Raw genomic sequence first — 14,228 nt, 5'->3', positions numbered from 1 at the left:
GCGCCCTAACTATGAAGGTTCAAGTGAACTTGAAGTCAAGCGCCGCTTCGACACGAATGTCGAGCTGCTCGAGCAACCACGGGCACTGCATCGGACGCTCTTGCCGACACGTCAGGTGATGCTCGAGGATCAGCTTCGCTCGCGTAGCAGCGGCGATCTGTGCCTCGAGTGTCGACACTTGATCTGCGAGAACCGTCGAGAACTGGTCGGACGTGGTGTCGGTTTCGATGAAGGACCGCACCTGTTCCAAGGACATTCCCGTCTCGGTGTACATCCGGATCAATGCCAGCCGGCGCAGCTCACGCTGCCCGTACCAGCGTTTACCGCCAGTTCGCGACCGCGCGGACAGCAGTCCTTCGTCCTCGTAATAACGCAAGGTCGACGCCGCAATTCCGAACGATTTTGCAACCTCGCCGATCGGGATCAGGTGCTCACGCATTCACCGATCGTAGGCTGAACGCGTAGGCGGTTCCGGCAGTTATGTGTGACTTGGCATACTGACTAACGGAAGGGGTCGCGTAAGTGATCTCACGGCAAAATGCTGGATGCGCTCGTTGAACGAGGGAGAGCTGTGCTGGATCCAACGCGACCTGTCGGGCCGTACTCGTCAGGAGTGCCCGCCACTGCCCTCGAAGTCCACATGCCGGACCTCGAACGCTTCGGCCTCGCCCAGTTGTGGCGTTCCGCGATCATCGCCGTCGTGTTGTCGACGTCGATCATGCTGGCACTGATCGTGTGGCCTTTCCGCAAGCGTGGACGCACGTGGGCTGACGCCGCCTCCGACGGAATGGTCGACGGCTTCATCGCGCTGGGTCCCACCTTCGTCAAGCTCGGGCAACTGGTCGCGTCGTCGTCAGGCCTGTTCCCCGCCCCCGTCGCCAATGCATGCCTACGTTGCCTCGACGACGTTCCGTCATTTCCTGCCGAGCAGGCCAGAAGCGTCGTGCACGAAGACCTCGGATACTCCGTAGACGACCTGTTCGCGAAATTCGACGACGTACCTCTCGCGGCCGCGTCGGTAGCGCAGGTACACGCGTGCGTTCTGCACGATGGCCGCGAGGCCGTCATCAAGATCCAGCGTCCGGACATCTATGCGCGGATGCTGATCGACCTGAGGGCGGCGTACTGGGGCGCGAACATCCTCGAGAAGTTTGTCGAGTTCCTTCGAATTGCCAATGCCACCGCCATCATTCGCGATCTGCACAACGCAACGATGACGGAGTTGAACAGCGCGGTCGAGGCCGACCGGCAAACCACATTCCGGAACAACATCAGCGCATTCGGTGACAACAAAGGAGTCACGACACCGGAGGTGTACTGGGACTACTGCGGCCCCCGAGTCATCTGTATGGAACGCATGCGCGGCGTTCCACTGGATCGGTTCGTCGCCGGTCCGGACGGCATCGACGAAGCCCGCATGCTGATCCGGCGCGGAGTGAAGGTCTGGCTCGAATCAGTCATCGTTCACGGTCCGTTCCACGGAGATGTCCACGCGGGAAATTTGTGGGTCCTCGACGACGGCCGGATAGCGATGCTCGACTTCGGCATCGTCGGCGTCCTTCCCGAGACCTGGAGATCCATCCTTTCCGACATGTTCCGAGCCACCCTCATCGACGGTGATTTCGCCCGTGTCGCCCGCGGAATTCGATCCTTGGGATATGCAACCGACTACGAGGTCGACGACGATCAGCTCGGTATGCAGGTCGCAACGGCCCTGGCCCCGATTCTCGGCCGTGACCTGGGTGAACTCAAGCTCAGTGAATTGATCATGGCACTGATTCAGTTGGGCAAGCAGTGGGGCGTTGCGAGTCCCGAGGAATTGGTTCTTTTCGGTAAACAACTCGGATACTTCGAGCGATATGCGACGGCGTTGGCACCTGGTTGGGTGATCGGACAAGACCTTTATCTGTTCAAGAACGTTTTTCCAGAGGCAGTCGCCGAAAAGGTGCAGGAACTCGGCATCACCATGCCTGACGAATAAATTTGTCCCCTATTTCCTTATTCTGCATTTCGTCTGTCGGGGTTAGCCTGTAATGACCCACTGGCCGAGGAGCAAATGTGCAGCCACTTTCTGTAGCCCTCCCGCAAGCGGCGACAGGTCCGAGGAATAACGGGCCGAGTGTCGGCACCACCCTCGGCGCCCTCATGCATTCCACGGACAAGTCCGTGATCGAGCTTCTGGAAAGCCCGGACGGACTCGATGTCGAAATCCGTTCGATCGCCCTCGTCGAGTCCTCCGATATCGACGGCACCGACAGCCGTGGTGCGATCTCCGACATCTACCTCCCCGTGGGGGTTCCCGAATCGACGTTGACGCAGTGGTTGCGAAAGTTCGAAGGCAGGCCGGCGAGGCGTCGTCCGAAGCTCTTGCTCGTCAAGAATGCGCGCGAGGCGACGACGCTTCTCACCGCCGCACGCAACATCGGAATCGCAGTGGCCGCGGTACATCCGCAGGCTAGTTCCGGACACGTCTATTCACTCGTACAACGACTTCTGACACAGAGCATGTACCGTTCGCGGGCCGTCTCAGGAGCTGTGGCCGGTGGCGATTCGGATCTGTTCGCGCTCTCGGAGACGATCGCCGAATTGACCGGCGGACTCGTGACGATCGACGACACGGCACTCCATGTCATCGCATATTCAGCTGCTCACGAAGGTGAAGACGAACTCCGTCAGCTCTCCATACTGGGCCGGGAGTGGCCGATCGAATACACCGAATGGATAGAGCGCAGAGGCGTGTTCGAGCATCTCAGGCGATCGGACGAGGTCATCAGTCTGCCCTCCGAGCCGAGCATCGGAGCCGCGCACAGGTTGGCTGTGAGCATCACCCGCCCGGATCTGTCAGCGCCGACGGGTTCTGTTGCACACCAACACAATCTCGGCAGCATCTGGGTGCAGCGCGCCTCTGAACCTCTTTCCGACGACGCCCAAGCGGTATTGCGGGGTGCAGCGGCAGTCGCCGCACGCATTCTCATGCGAACCTTGGACGCCTCCAGCCGCGAGAATGCCCAATTGCAAAGGCTGTTCGGCGTTCGCTCCGGCGGAGTCGACATGCACTCGCTGGCCGGCTCCTTCGGCATCAACACCGACGGACCGTCTGCGGTCATCGGATTTGCGACATCACTCGCGCCCGGATCGAATCTCGATCGAATCACCAACGCCTTGCGCCTGCGCGCCAGCGCATTCCGCAGCGACGCGGTCACAACGATCATCGACAACCGGATCTACGTGCTGTTTCCTCAGGCCGAACACGAGGTCGCGATCAGCGACTGGGCTTACGACACCGTGGGAGTAGTCGAGGCCCGTGCGGGCATCAGCGTGCGCGCCGCCGTCGCGGTCCCGATCGCGCGATTGCACGGCGTACCCGAGGCGCGTCGAGAAGTGGACCGCGTGCTCGATACCACCGATGATCACGAAACCTCGAAGGTCACCACACTCGCGGCGTCACGCACCGCGGTGTTGCTGGGCGAGATACTCGACCTCGTTGCTGATCACGAGCGATTGCGGGACCCTCGTATCGACAGACTCGTCTCCTACGACGACAAGAACACCTCTGACATGCAGTTCACGCTCACGGCCTACCTGACAGCTTTCGGGGATGTGAAGAAGGCCGCCTCGTCTCTGAAAGTACATCCGAACACGCTGCGCTACCGCATTCGGCGCGCTGAACAGATCATGGGCATTTCGTTGGACGAGCCGGATACGCGACTGCTCACCGAACTGCAACTCGCCATCTTGGGACGCACCCCGGACGAGTCTGAAAGATACGAAACGTCCGATCAGTGAGATAGGCCTCGAGCCCGTCCTGAACTCTCGAGTAGACAACTGAGGAAGCCGAAGAACAACTCTTACCTCAGGAGATACCTTGCGCACTCGTGGAGCCGTCATTCGCCAAGCACCAGGCACATACGAGGTGGTCGATCTCGAACTCGATTCACCCCGCAGCGGCGAACTCACTGTCAAAATGGTCGCCTCAGGCCTGTGCCACTCGGACGATCACATCGCCAGCGGCGACCACGGAGTCGGCCGCTACCCCATCTGCGGCGGACACGAAGGCGCCGGAATCGTCGTCGAGGTCGGGCCGAACACGGAAGGATGGTCCGAGGGCGATCATGTCGTGTTCTCGTTCCTCGCCGCCTGCGGCCGTTGCCGTTGGTGTGCAAGCGGAATCCAGAACCTCTGCGACAACGGCGCCGCCATCATGACTGGCAGCAGACCCGGCGAAACCTCGAGTTACAGAATGTCTCTCGACGGTCAGCCCGTCGCACAAACCTGCGGCCTGTCCACCTTCAGTGAATACACCACGGTCAGCACTCTCTCGGCTGTGAAAGTCGACAAGCACCTGCCACTCGACGCTTTGTGTCTGCTCGGCTGCGGGGTCGGAACCGGTTGGGGCGCCGCGGTCAACTCCGCTCAGGTGTATCCCGGGCAGACTGTCATCGTCATGGGCGTCGGCGGAATCGGAATCAACGCGGTGCAGGGCGCCTCGCATGCCGGCGCCGCCCACGTGATCGCGGTGGATCCGGTTGCGTTCAAGCGCGACAGTGCATTGAAGTTGGGCGCCACCCACGCCGTGGCCACCATGGAGGAAGCCACCGACATAGCGCGCTCGTTCACCAACGGCCAGGGCGCGGATTCGGCCATCGTCACCGTCGGCGTGACCACCGAAGAACATGTCGCGCAGGCATTCTCGTCGATCCGCAAGGCAGGAACCTGCGTGGTCACCGGCCTCGGGAAGATGACGGACGTCGGAATTCCCGTGAGCCTGATGGAACTCACGCTGTACCAGAAGAGAATTCAGGGATCCCTGTTCGGTGCATCCAATCCCACCGCCGACATTCCCTGGATGATCGATCTCTACACCAGCGGCAAGCTCGAACTCGAAGGACTGATCACCAACCGGTACACCCTCGACCAGATCAACGACGGTTTCGCCGACATGCATGCCGGTCGCAACCTCCGTGGAATCATCGCCTTCTGAGCGAGTTCTCTCCGGACTTTCGATCGAGAGCAAGTCCGGAGAGATCCTCACTACAGCTTCACCAGGCGTTCATGGTGTCGAGGATTTGTCCTCTGGCCATCCACAATTCAGCAGACCAATACGGCCACGAGTGAATTCCGGCGGGCGGAAAGCTGTACGTCGCTGGGATTCCCAAGGATTTCAGGCGAATTTCGAATGCACGCGCGTGCACCCACGAGAGCGCCTCGAGCCCCATACCCGTCGCCGTGTGGAAGTAATCGATCGGCGCAGAGGGATGATCGTACGGTCCCGGGATGCCGTTGGACGACGAAATGTACATCGACAGTCCGCGAAGCGATTCCGCGTTGACGAATGGGTCGTTGCGAAGCCATCCGGATGACCACGGCGGGCCCCACATCGAATCGACGTTGTACCGGCCGGCGTCGAACATGGCTACGCGGATCGCTTCACGCATACCCGGACCCGAGATATTGATGTAGCCGGACAGCGAGCCGGCGAACTTGAACTGATCCCGATGATGCCCCGCCAGGTTCAACGCGGCACTGCCGCCCATCGACAACCCGATGATCGCATTGTTGGTTGGTGAAACGCCATACCCTGCAAGGAAGTCCGGAAGCTCGCGGGTGAGGAACGTTTCCCACCTGTACGTTATCGGCTGAGCGTTGAAATTGGACGGCGCGTACCAATCCGTGTAGAAACTCGACTCACCGCCGACCGGCATCACCAACGTGATGTTGTCATTGCGGTACTGATCGAGTGCGTTCGTTTCGAAACTCCAAGCATTTCTGTCGTTTTGCGCGCGAAGACCGTCGAGCAGGTACAACGCGGCGTTGCCACCGCGCGCGGCCCACTGCACCTGAACCTTGATGTTTCCCATCGAAGACGGGACCCACAACTCGTCGTACCCACCCCATGGCGCCGAGCGCGCCGGAGTAGCACTCGCAGCGGTCGGACCGAACATACCGCCGAGCAGGAATATCGACAACAACGCCGCTACGAGCACCCGCACCCGCCGTGTATTGCGTTCGGGCAACGTGAATCTGATTCTCTGCAAGGTTGTGTCTTTCCCCGAAACTGCGCATCAAGAAACTCGCTTCGGTAAGTGCATCGTCGGTTCCACTGTCGACGTGTTTGTCCCTTTCCGGGGGCTCCGGTGTTACAAAGTCGAGGTCATCGCAACAATCGGACAACTGTCGTGCCGAGCGAATCCAGGTGGCGAAAAGCACAATTCACGAAGCACGCTGAATGCGCTCACTCAGCCGAGTGACGAAGCGATCGCATCACGACCTGCGGCAGCACACGCTTGGTCCTGCATTCCGTCTGGAGCGCCACCGACACCGATACCGGCGATCGACCCGGCTCCAGCCTTCAATGTGACTCCACCGGCAAGGAAGAGAGTGCCGGGAAGGTCGGCGATGGTTGATCCTTCGCCTTTGGTACGCTGCGAGAGGTCACTGGTGTCGGCTCCGAAAGCTGCAGAGGTGTATGCCTTCTCGCGTGAGGCTTCCACCGTGTGCTGGGCTGCGTTGTCGCCGCGCACCATGGCGATGACATTTCCCGCACGGTCTACGACGGAGACGGTGACGAAGCCGAGACCGTCGGCGCGGCATTTCGCCAGGGCCGCACCAGCAGCCTTCACTGCTGCGTCGGCACTGAGTCGATTCTGAGTGACAATCGCCGAATCGCCGGTCGCAGCAGGCTGCTGCGTAGCAGAAATCGACGTCGTGCTCGATGCGTTCGCCACCGGTGTTTCGGTGGTCGAGCACGCGGCGCTGGCAAGGATTGCGACAACCGGAACGGCGACAGCGAGCGTACGGGGAAGTCGTGTGTAAATGCGGTGGTTCATATCGGGCACACTTTCAGTCGAATGATTCGAAACCGTCCACTACAGCGTCGCGTCCGGGTGCGGGTGCGCACATCGGGCGCTCGGGTGACGAACCGTGCCCCCTACAGCTACCCGGATATCATCCGAATGGTTGATACGACGGCCTGGCGCCCTCCGTAACATTCGAGGGATGAGTAACGGAGCCATGAACGCCGACGCCGAACGCGGCCTACGCGGCCCGTTGGCGTATGCGATCCACGCGTCGTTCTTCGTACTGCTGTCTACATCGGGAGTTCGGTACGTCACAGTCCACGGGACCAGCGGTCGGTTCGGGGTGGTACTCGTCCTGGCCGTGGTCCTCGCCCTGCTCTACGCCGTCATGGCCACGGTGTCCTCGCGAGATGTGGTTCGCCAACGGCTGTGGATGTGGCCGGTACTGAGCGCATGGGCAGCGCTGGTCTGGCTTGCCCCGAGTTTCGCGTGGTGTGCGTTTCCCGTTCTCTTCCTTTGCATTCGTCTGTATCCGAGCAAGATCGCCTACCCCCTCGTCGGGATCCTGGGCGTCCTCGCCGGTATCGCGTTCTACCGGGTCACCGGTCGTGCCGAATTGGTGACACTTCTCGGGCCGCTGTGCACCGCGGCACTGGTCGCGGCCGCGTACGGGCAGATGGAACGAGATGCCCGAGAACGCCTTCGGCTTCTGCGTCAGGTAGCAGAAGCTCAATCTGCATTGGCAGATACCGAACGCGCTGCCGGCGTTGCCGCTGAGCGAGAGCGCCTCGCGCGCGAAATCCACGACACCGTTACCCAGGGACTGGCGAGCGCCCTTCTTCGGCTCGAGGCAGCCGAACAAACGTGGAATACAACGGGTTCGCCGTCTCGAGCCGATGTCGATGCCGCAGCAGAGAACATCCGAACGAGCTTGATGCAGAGTCGCGACCTCGTCCACGATCTGGCGCCGACCAAGGGCGGTACGGGCGACTTCGACGCCTTGGTCGTGGCCGCCGCCCGCCAGTTCGTCCCGGCCGTTCGGATCCGCACCGTCGGTGAAGTTGTCATCTTGCCCTCGGACGTAGCTCATGCCGTCGTGCGAGTGGTCTCGAGCGCGGCCTCCAACATCGCCCGCCACGCTCGCGCCGAAACGGCGGGCGTGACGATCACGTATCTCGACAGCTCCATCTCCGTAGACATCTTCGACGACGGCGTCGGCTTCGATCCGGGAAAGCTCGCCGACCATTCTCGGTACGGTGGATACGGCCTGCGTGCGATGCGAAGTCGCATCGCACAACTCGGCGGATCGTTCACCGTGGAAAGTGCACCGGGAGACGGCACCGTCGTCGCGGCCCAGTTCCCTCTCGAACGGAGGATCCGGTGACCACCACCATTCGCGTGTTCCTCGTCGACGATCATCTGGTCGTGCGAGCCGGGCTGAGAGCGCTGCTGAACACTCAGCCGGACGTCGAAGTAGTAGGCGAAGCATCGTCCGGCGAGGAGGCGGCCACGGCGATACCGTCGGCCTCACCGGATCTGGTGATGATGGATCTGGACATGGGCACCGGCATGCACGGTGCAGAAGCGATCAAACGCCTGCGAAGCGACGGTGTCGATGTTCCCGTACTGGTTTTCACGACGTATGACACCGACGCCGACGTCGTGCGGGCCGTGGACGCCGGTGCCATCGGTTACCTACTCAAGGACTCGACTCCTGACGAGATCTTCGGCGCGGTGCGCGGCGCGGTAGCCGGGCGCAGCGTTCTCTCTCCCACTGTGGCCTCTCGTCTCGTCCAGCAGATGCAGCGCCCGCAGGAAGCGCTCACCGCCCGTGAGTCCGAACTGCTCAGCCTGCTCGCCGAGGGGATGACCAACCGCGAGCTGGGTAAAGCACTCTTCATCAGCGAAGCGACGGTGAAAACACACCTCGGGCACATCTACGCCAAACTCGGTGTCGATACTCGCTCTGCCGCAGTGTCCGTCGCACTACGTCGCGACGGAATACGCTGACCTCGGCGGCGGCCGAACAGCTCAGCCGCCCATCGCCTTACGCACTCCGTCGATCAGTTCGAGGAATTCGGCCTTGGGAGCAAAGTCGACATACTCCGAGTCGTCGATCGCTCCGGGAACGTGACCGGGTGCCCAGTAGAACACGTCGCCGGCATCGTAGGTTTGCCGACCTGCTTCGGAATCTGTGTAGATCCTTCCTTTCAAGACGTATCCGTAGTGCGGACATTGACAGCGCCCGCCTTCCAATTGTGCGAACGGTTCGGCGAAGTCTGCACCAGCAGGGATTTTGACGAAGTTGACGATCATGTCGCCTTCTTCTCGCATCCGCAGTTCGAATTCGCCGTCCTGCAACACGATGGGAAGATCGTGAGCCGAGATGGTGTGCATCGGAGTGCCTTTCGGCTTCAGAAGGGGAAGGTCTGCGCTGCTGGCCGGCTGGTTCGCCACTGCCAGGTGGTGAATTCGTCCCAACTGCTTTGAGTTCCGAATCTCGCGCCGTTTCCGGAGGCACCCGTGCCACCGAATGGTGCATAGGCATCGTTGTTCAAAGTCTGATCGTTGATGTGCACGATGCCGGTACGCAGTCGGTCCGCGATCCGCTCGCCGCGTTCAACCGATCGTGTTTGAATGGCAGCAACCAGACCGTATTCGCTGTCATTGGCCGTCCTGACTGCCTCGTCTTCGTCCTTGACGATCACGACGGGCGCCACGGGCCCGAAGATTTCTTCACGGAACGCGGGCATGTCCGAGGTGACTCCGGCCAGGACGGTCGGCTGATAGAAGAGCCCTTCGTATGTTCCACCGGCGCGGATTTCGGCGCCGGCCGCCTTGGTGCCCTGGACGATTCGATCGACGTTCGCAATCTGCCGCGCGTTGATGAGCGGTCCGAGAGCGAAGTCGCCCGTATTGGGATCCCCGACCGGCAGGACCGCTGCGCGCTTGGCCAGCAGGTCCAGGTACTGATCGGCGACCGATTCCAACACGATGTGGCGGCCTGCGGTCATGCAGACCTGCCCCTGATGCAGGAACGAACCCCACGCGCCCGCCGAGCTCGCGGCATCCAGGTCTGCGTCGTCGAGGACGATCAGCGCATTGTTCCCACCCAGTTCCAGCGAGACACGCTTGAGCGTGCGACCGGCAGTTGCCCCGACCTGACGGCCGACGGCGGTCGAACCCGTGAAGGACACCATCGCGATGCTCGGGCTCTCGCACAATGCCTGACCAGGTGCCGCGTCACCGGCGAGCACATGCAGGAGGCCTTCGGGAAGACCTGCGGACGTGAACAATTCCGCGATGACCGCACCCCCGCTGATCGCGGTTTGAACATCCGGCTTGAGAACGACGCCATTTCCGAGCGCCAAGGCGGGGGCGACAGCGCGCATGGCGAGGAGAAGCGGGAAATTCCACGGGCTGATCACGCCGACCACACCCAGGGGCACCCGGCGACCGATGCTCGTGCGCCCCTCTTGGCTGGCGGGCAGAAGGTGCCCGAACGGCTGTGTCGGCAGTGCCGAGGCTTCCCACAGTTCGGAGATGACAAGATCAACTTCGAATGCGGCTTTCCCTGGTACGGAACCACCTTCACGGATCAACCAGCGCTCCACCTCGGCTCGCTCGGCTTCCAAAATCTGCGCTGCCTTACGGATCACCGAAGCGCGAGCCTGCCCGATCGTCGCCGCCCACGCCGGCTGCGCGGCCGACGCGATGTGTGCCGCTCGATCGATATCCGCAGCAGTCGCCGTGCCGATCACACCGAGCACCTCGCCGGTAGCCGGTTCGAGCGACTCGACGGTGTCACCGCCTCCGTCGATCCATTGGCCGTCGAAAATCTTTCCGTGCCATTGCTGATGAGCGAGCAGATTCGTCATGCGTTCCTCGATTCGTAGCTTTCGCTGCGGTCCTCGCTGTTCGTGGACCTGAGCTCTTCGCGAGCCTGAAAAAGCGATCTGAAACACACTCTGCCCCGGTATTCGGGCTCCCAGTTGTCGTGATCGGACACGTTTGTTGTTCGGATGCGACAGATCAGTGACGTTCGCGCGCGTTCGGATCAGGCGAGTTACGTACTTCCGACGGCGCCGCACCGAATTCCGCTTTGAACGCACGCGAAAACGCTGGTGCGTCATGGAAACACCATCGTGCGGCCAGGATGGAGATCGAATGATCCCGCAGTGAGACGTCGGTGAGATCGCGGCGTACGCGGATCAACCGTTCGCGGCGAATCAGCGCACTGAGGGTCAGATCCCCGTCACCGAAGTGACGCTGAACGGTTCGCGGCGACAGGTGCAACGCACCGGCGATCGACGCGACCGAGAGGTCTGGTGAGTCGAGATTCCGAAGCGCATATCGCAAGATCTCCTCTCGCGTCGCACGTCCGGGTGTCGCGGGCGCAGATCCTTGCATCAGAACTGCCGAAGCGAGATTGACTCCAGCATCTCCGAGAAGCCCGGCTGCGCTGCCGTCGACCTGGGATGCAACAGCGCCCGAGATGAAATTTTCCAGCAATGCACCGGACCCACGCCGACCGTCGTGGGTGCGCTCGAGCGCGCAATTCAGTTCTCGCTCGGTCAGACTCACCGCACTGCGCGGTAGGGTCATGACGGTGCACGACCAGTGACCGTCGAAACGCAGCGCGTACGAATGCTCGACGTCGTAGAGAATCATCGCGCCGGGCGGGGCCGTCAACTCGCGGTCCGATTGGCGCAGTATCGCGCTCCCGGTTCGGACCGTGCAGATCTTGAGCAGATCACTACCGTGTCGCTTTGCTGCGCGTGCGCTCCGCCGCAGTATCTGCGGTGAACCGGAGATGTCGAAAGCGCCTACGTCCCCGAGACTTACGCCGCTGACCGTACCGACAGGCGCGGCATCGACGAAACTCTCGGGGCACAGGCCACCGAAGGTCTCCGACATCTCGCAGTGCCACTGCTGCACAGATTCCGGCAGGCTCGGAGGCGTGGCAGACACGGCAGACATGGCGGGCTACTTGATCGAAGATCCGTGCTGCGTCAACGGCATGACCTCGATGGTCATGTACGGGAACAGGGGCAGTTTCCAGAGAATCTCATGGAGTTCGTCAGCCGACTCGACATCGAAGATGCTGATGTTGCTGAACTGTCCCACAATTCGCCACAGATGCACCCACTTTCCCTGTCGCTGAAGGTCTTGCGAGTACGCCTTCTCCGTTGCGACGGTATCGGCGCGTACTTCCGGATCCAGGTCGCGCGGAATATCGACGTCCATCCGAACGTGAAAGAGTGCCATGTTCTTCTATCCTCTAGTTCCTGGTCCAGGTCTTGACGGCGTCCATGTTCAGTTCGACTCCCAGGCCAGGTCCGGCGGGGAGGTGCAACTGACCCTCGGAATACTTCAGGGGTTCCTGAAGCAACTCTTCACTGAAGAGCAGTGGGCCGAAAAGCTCTGTTCCGAAGTTGATTCCGGGCTCGGCGCACGCGAAGTGCAACGAAGCGGCCGTGCCGATCGGGCCTTCGATGGACGTCGCACCGTGGCACGCGATACCGGCGGCCTTGGCAATCGCGACGATGTCGCGGCTGCGCTGGAGGCCACCACATTTGGTGGTCTTGAGGGCGATGACATCGACGGCGCTCCGGCGGGCGATTTCCAGAGCGTCGTGTGGGGTCTGCACACTCTCGTCGGCCATGATCGGAATCGGTAGAAGCCTACTGAGTTCGGCGAGGACCTCGATTTGGTCTGCCGGAGTGGGTTGTTCGATCAGTTCGACTCCACCCTCGGCGAGTTGCGGCAAGTACCGCAGGGCAGTGAAGCGATCCCACCGTGCGTTGACGTCGACACGGACTCCGGCGTGGCCGTCCAGCGCCTGCGCGATGTTGACGATGCGCGCAACGTCGACTGCTGGATCGAGTGCTCCCATCTTGAGTTTGAAGCTGAAATTGAGCCGGGATTCGAGCTTTTCGTGAGCTTCCTCGATGATCTCGTCCGCCGGCGAAGCACCCAGCGCCCACGTGACGTCGACACTCTCGCGGAAAGCCCCGCCGAGGAGCGTGTGCACGGGGACTCCCAGGCTACGCGCCCAGGCGTCGTGCAACGCCACGTCGACGGCGGCCTTCGCGAATCGTGCATTGGCAACAACTTTTTCGATGTCGGCCATGATCGCGGTGATGTGATCCACGCGCCTGCCGACCACCACGGGAGCGATGTACTTCTCGATGATGACCTGCATCGTCTCCACCGATTCGCCACCCCACCACGGCCCGCCCGGAACGACTCCTTCGCCGTATCCGATCACCCCGTCGGAGGTGCGAATCGCGACCAGCAACAACGGCTGCGCCGTCATCGACGTGGTGGCGAACTTGTGGGGGCGAACCAGCGGAACGTCGAGGATGGTCGTCTCGATGGAGACGATCGACAGGTCTGTCATCAAATCACTTTCTTCAGAGCAGTTGTGGATCAGGCCGGATCGAGCACGAAGTCGTATGTGACCCGGTTGGTTCCGTCGGCACCTGGCTTCGGATCGAGAATCAGTTCGGGCTTCGTCGCCGTTGCCACGTCGTTCTCGATCCACTCTCCATCCTTGAAATAGAGCTGGGTGGTGATGGTGCGCTTACCGGGAGCCTTCACCATGAGGTGCAGGTGAGCCGGACGCCACGGGTGCCAGCCGGCCTTCTCGATGAACCAGCCGGTGGGGCCGTCGGTCGGGATCTGATACGGCGCAGGCTGAATCGTGGTGATCTCGAAGCGTCCCTCGTCGTCGGCGACGATCGTTCCGCGGAGGTTGCCGTCGGGGATGTGCGGCGCGAAATGGGAGTAGTAGCCTTCGTCGTCCGCGTGCCAGAGTTCGACGGTTGCACCGCCCAACCCCTTGCCGTCGAGATCGCGAACCTGGCCCTCGAAGACCAGCTTCGATCCAACCTCGTTGTCACGCATCGGAAGTTCACACTTAGCAGGCAACGTCTTGGCATCGGCAACGTAGTACGGGCCCTCGATGCTTCCCTTGGTGCCGTGCTGGCCGCGGTACGCAACCTCCTCGACGTTGTGCTCGAGGAAGACGTCCAGCCACAGGGGCCACTCGCCGAACTGGCCGATGTCGATGAGCCACTGCTTGAGGACGCGGTACTCGGGGTAGGTGATGCCGTGCTTGTCGATGACGCCTGCGAGTGCCTCGAGCACGTCCTTGGCGATGGCCGAGACGCGTTCGGGCGGGGTGTCCGCGCTGACTCGTTCCTGGAGGAACTTGTCGGTGGCGGCAGTACCCGAACCTACTGCGGTGGGGCTCTCGGAAGTGGTCATGTGGTCCTCCTCGGGGCCGTATGTGGCTGTTACCGGGTGGGTGCCGTACTGCTGGGCTGCGTCGGCTCCCCAAGTTTGGGTTGTACGCTCTGCGTACATCTGTTACGCTGTGCGTACGCTTGTACTGTGCGCCCAGTCACAAGGTTTGTCAACCTTCGA

14 protein-coding genes are annotated in these 14,228 nt (G+C 61.7%); 5 read left to right on the top strand and 9 right to left on the bottom strand.

Going from position 1 to position 14,228, the window contains the following annotated elements; all coding sequences use genetic code 11:
• Nucleotides 1-19: 19 nt before the first annotated feature.
• Nucleotides 20-439 carry a MerR family transcriptional regulator gene (locus ABIE52_RS25420; RefSeq protein WP_021345761.1) on the bottom strand — a complete coding sequence of 140 codons (420 nt, stop codon included), beginning with the start codon at nt 437-439 and terminating at the stop codon, nt 20-22.
• A gap of 132 nt (nt 440-571) precedes the next feature.
• Between ABIE52_RS25420 and ABIE52_RS25415 the strand changes: the two genes are divergently transcribed.
• The 3 genes from ABIE52_RS25415 (at nt 572) to ABIE52_RS25405 (ending at nt 4,981) form a co-directional block, all read left to right on the top strand.
• Nucleotides 572-1,981: an ABC1 kinase family protein gene (locus ABIE52_RS25415; RefSeq protein WP_019745620.1), complete on the top strand. Its 1,410-nt coding sequence runs from the start codon at nt 572-574 to the stop codon at nt 1,979-1,981.
• A 77-nt stretch (nt 1,982-2,058) separates the two neighbouring features.
• Nucleotides 2,059-3,786, top strand: a complete 1,728-nt coding sequence (locus tag ABIE52_RS25410) for a PucR family transcriptional regulator (protein ID WP_354541556.1) — start codon at nt 2,059-2,061, stop codon at nt 3,784-3,786.
• Nucleotides 3,787-3,865: 79 nt separating this feature from the next.
• Entirely contained in the window at nt 3,866-4,981 is a 1,116-nt protein-coding gene (locus ABIE52_RS25405) for an NDMA-dependent alcohol dehydrogenase (RefSeq protein ID WP_192712159.1), read from the top strand.
• Nucleotides 4,982-5,039: 58 nt separating this feature from the next.
• Here ABIE52_RS25405 and ABIE52_RS25400 read toward each other — a convergent pair whose 3' ends face one another.
• Both ABIE52_RS25400 and ABIE52_RS25395 read right to left on the bottom strand, forming a co-directional pair.
• Entirely contained in the window at nt 5,040-5,990 is a 951-nt protein-coding gene (locus ABIE52_RS25400) for an alpha/beta hydrolase (RefSeq protein WP_003940156.1), read from the bottom strand.
• Between the two features lie 246 nt (nt 5,991-6,236).
• A complete protein-coding gene (locus tag ABIE52_RS25395; RefSeq protein ID WP_058226663.1) occupies nt 6,237-6,827 on the bottom strand; it encodes a GlcG/HbpS family heme-binding protein in 591 nt (196 codons plus the stop codon).
• A gap of 184 nt (nt 6,828-7,011) precedes the next feature.
• Here ABIE52_RS25395 and ABIE52_RS25390 point away from each other — a divergent pair, with 184 nt between their 5' ends.
• Complete coding sequence (locus ABIE52_RS25390; RefSeq protein WP_192712349.1) at nt 7,012-8,181, top strand: sensor histidine kinase; 1,170 nt, start codon at nt 7,012-7,014, stop codon at nt 8,179-8,181.
• The gene (locus ABIE52_RS25385; RefSeq protein ID WP_007729766.1) at nt 8,178-8,807 is read left to right on the top strand and encodes a response regulator; all 630 of its coding nucleotides are present in this window, start codon (nt 8,178-8,180) and stop codon (nt 8,805-8,807) included. Before ABIE52_RS25390 ends, ABIE52_RS25385 begins: the two co-directional genes overlap by 4 nt.
• 21 nt (nt 8,808-8,828) lie before the next feature.
• Here the strand turns inward: ABIE52_RS25385 and ABIE52_RS25380 are convergent, their stop codons facing one another.
• The 6 genes from ABIE52_RS25380 to catA form a co-directional block, all read right to left on the bottom strand.
• On the bottom strand, nt 8,829-9,194 hold the full coding sequence (locus tag ABIE52_RS25380; protein WP_003939951.1) for a cupin domain-containing protein: 366 nt from the start codon (nt 9,192-9,194) through the stop codon (nt 8,829-8,831).
• A gap of 17 nt (nt 9,195-9,211) precedes the next feature.
• Entirely contained in the window at nt 9,212-10,675 is a 1,464-nt protein-coding gene (locus tag ABIE52_RS25375; protein WP_192712158.1) for a benzaldehyde dehydrogenase, read from the bottom strand.
• A gap of 154 nt (nt 10,676-10,829) precedes the next feature.
• Nucleotides 10,830-11,777, bottom strand: coding sequence for a helix-turn-helix domain-containing protein (locus ABIE52_RS25370; RefSeq protein WP_192712157.1), 948 nt, complete (start codon nt 11,775-11,777; stop codon nt 10,830-10,832).
• Between the two features lie 6 nt (nt 11,778-11,783).
• Nucleotides 11,784-12,065: a muconolactone Delta-isomerase gene (gene catC, locus ABIE52_RS25365; protein WP_007729770.1), complete on the bottom strand. Its 282-nt coding sequence runs from the start codon at nt 12,063-12,065 to the stop codon at nt 11,784-11,786.
• 13 nt (nt 12,066-12,078) lie between these two features.
• Nucleotides 12,079-13,200, bottom strand: coding sequence for a muconate/chloromuconate family cycloisomerase (locus ABIE52_RS25360; RefSeq protein ID WP_192712156.1), 1,122 nt, complete (start codon nt 13,198-13,200; stop codon nt 12,079-12,081).
• A gap of 29 nt (nt 13,201-13,229) precedes the next feature.
• On the bottom strand, nt 13,230-14,069 hold the full coding sequence (gene catA / locus ABIE52_RS25355) for a catechol 1,2-dioxygenase (protein ID WP_003940427.1): 840 nt from the start codon (nt 14,067-14,069) through the stop codon (nt 13,230-13,232).
• Between the last annotated feature and the right edge of the window lie 159 nt (nt 14,070-14,228).

The organism is Rhodococcus sp. OAS809 (genome assembly GCF_040546695.1).
Classification (GTDB): domain Bacteria; phylum Actinomycetota; class Actinomycetes; order Mycobacteriales; family Mycobacteriaceae; genus Rhodococcus_F; species Rhodococcus_F qingshengii.
The sequence above is the reverse complement of the archived record's forward strand: the minus strand, read 5'-3'. Positions and strand labels throughout refer to the sequence as shown.

Coding starts and splice junctions, on each gene's coding strand:
- ABIE52_RS25375 (WP_192712158.1), bottom strand. CDS start 10,675: ATGACGAATCTGCTCGCTCATCAGCAATGGCACGGAAAGATTTTCGAC.
- ABIE52_RS25395 (WP_058226663.1), bottom strand. CDS start 6,827: ATGAACCACCGCATTTACACACGACTTCCCCGTACGCTCGCTGTCGCC.
- catA (WP_003940427.1), bottom strand. CDS start 14,069: ATGACCACTTCCGAGAGCCCCACCGCAGTAGGTTCGGGTACTGCCGCC.
- ABIE52_RS25390 (WP_192712349.1), top strand. CDS start 7,012: ATGAACGCCGACGCCGAACGCGGCCTACGCGGCCCGTTGGCGTATGCG.
- ABIE52_RS25420 (WP_021345761.1), bottom strand. CDS start 439: ATGCGTGAGCACCTGATCCCGATCGGCGAGGTTGCAAAATCGTTCGGA.
- catC (WP_007729770.1), bottom strand. CDS start 12,065: ATGGCACTCTTTCACGTTCGGATGGACGTCGATATTCCGCGCGACCTG.
- ABIE52_RS25380 (WP_003939951.1), bottom strand. CDS start 9,194: ATGCACACCATCTCGGCTCACGATCTTCCCATCGTGTTGCAGGACGGC.
- ABIE52_RS25370 (WP_192712157.1), bottom strand. CDS start 11,777: ATGTCTGCCGTGTCTGCCACGCCTCCGAGCCTGCCGGAATCTGTGCAG.
- ABIE52_RS25360 (WP_192712156.1), bottom strand. CDS start 13,200: ATGACAGACCTGTCGATCGTCTCCATCGAGACGACCATCCTCGACGTT.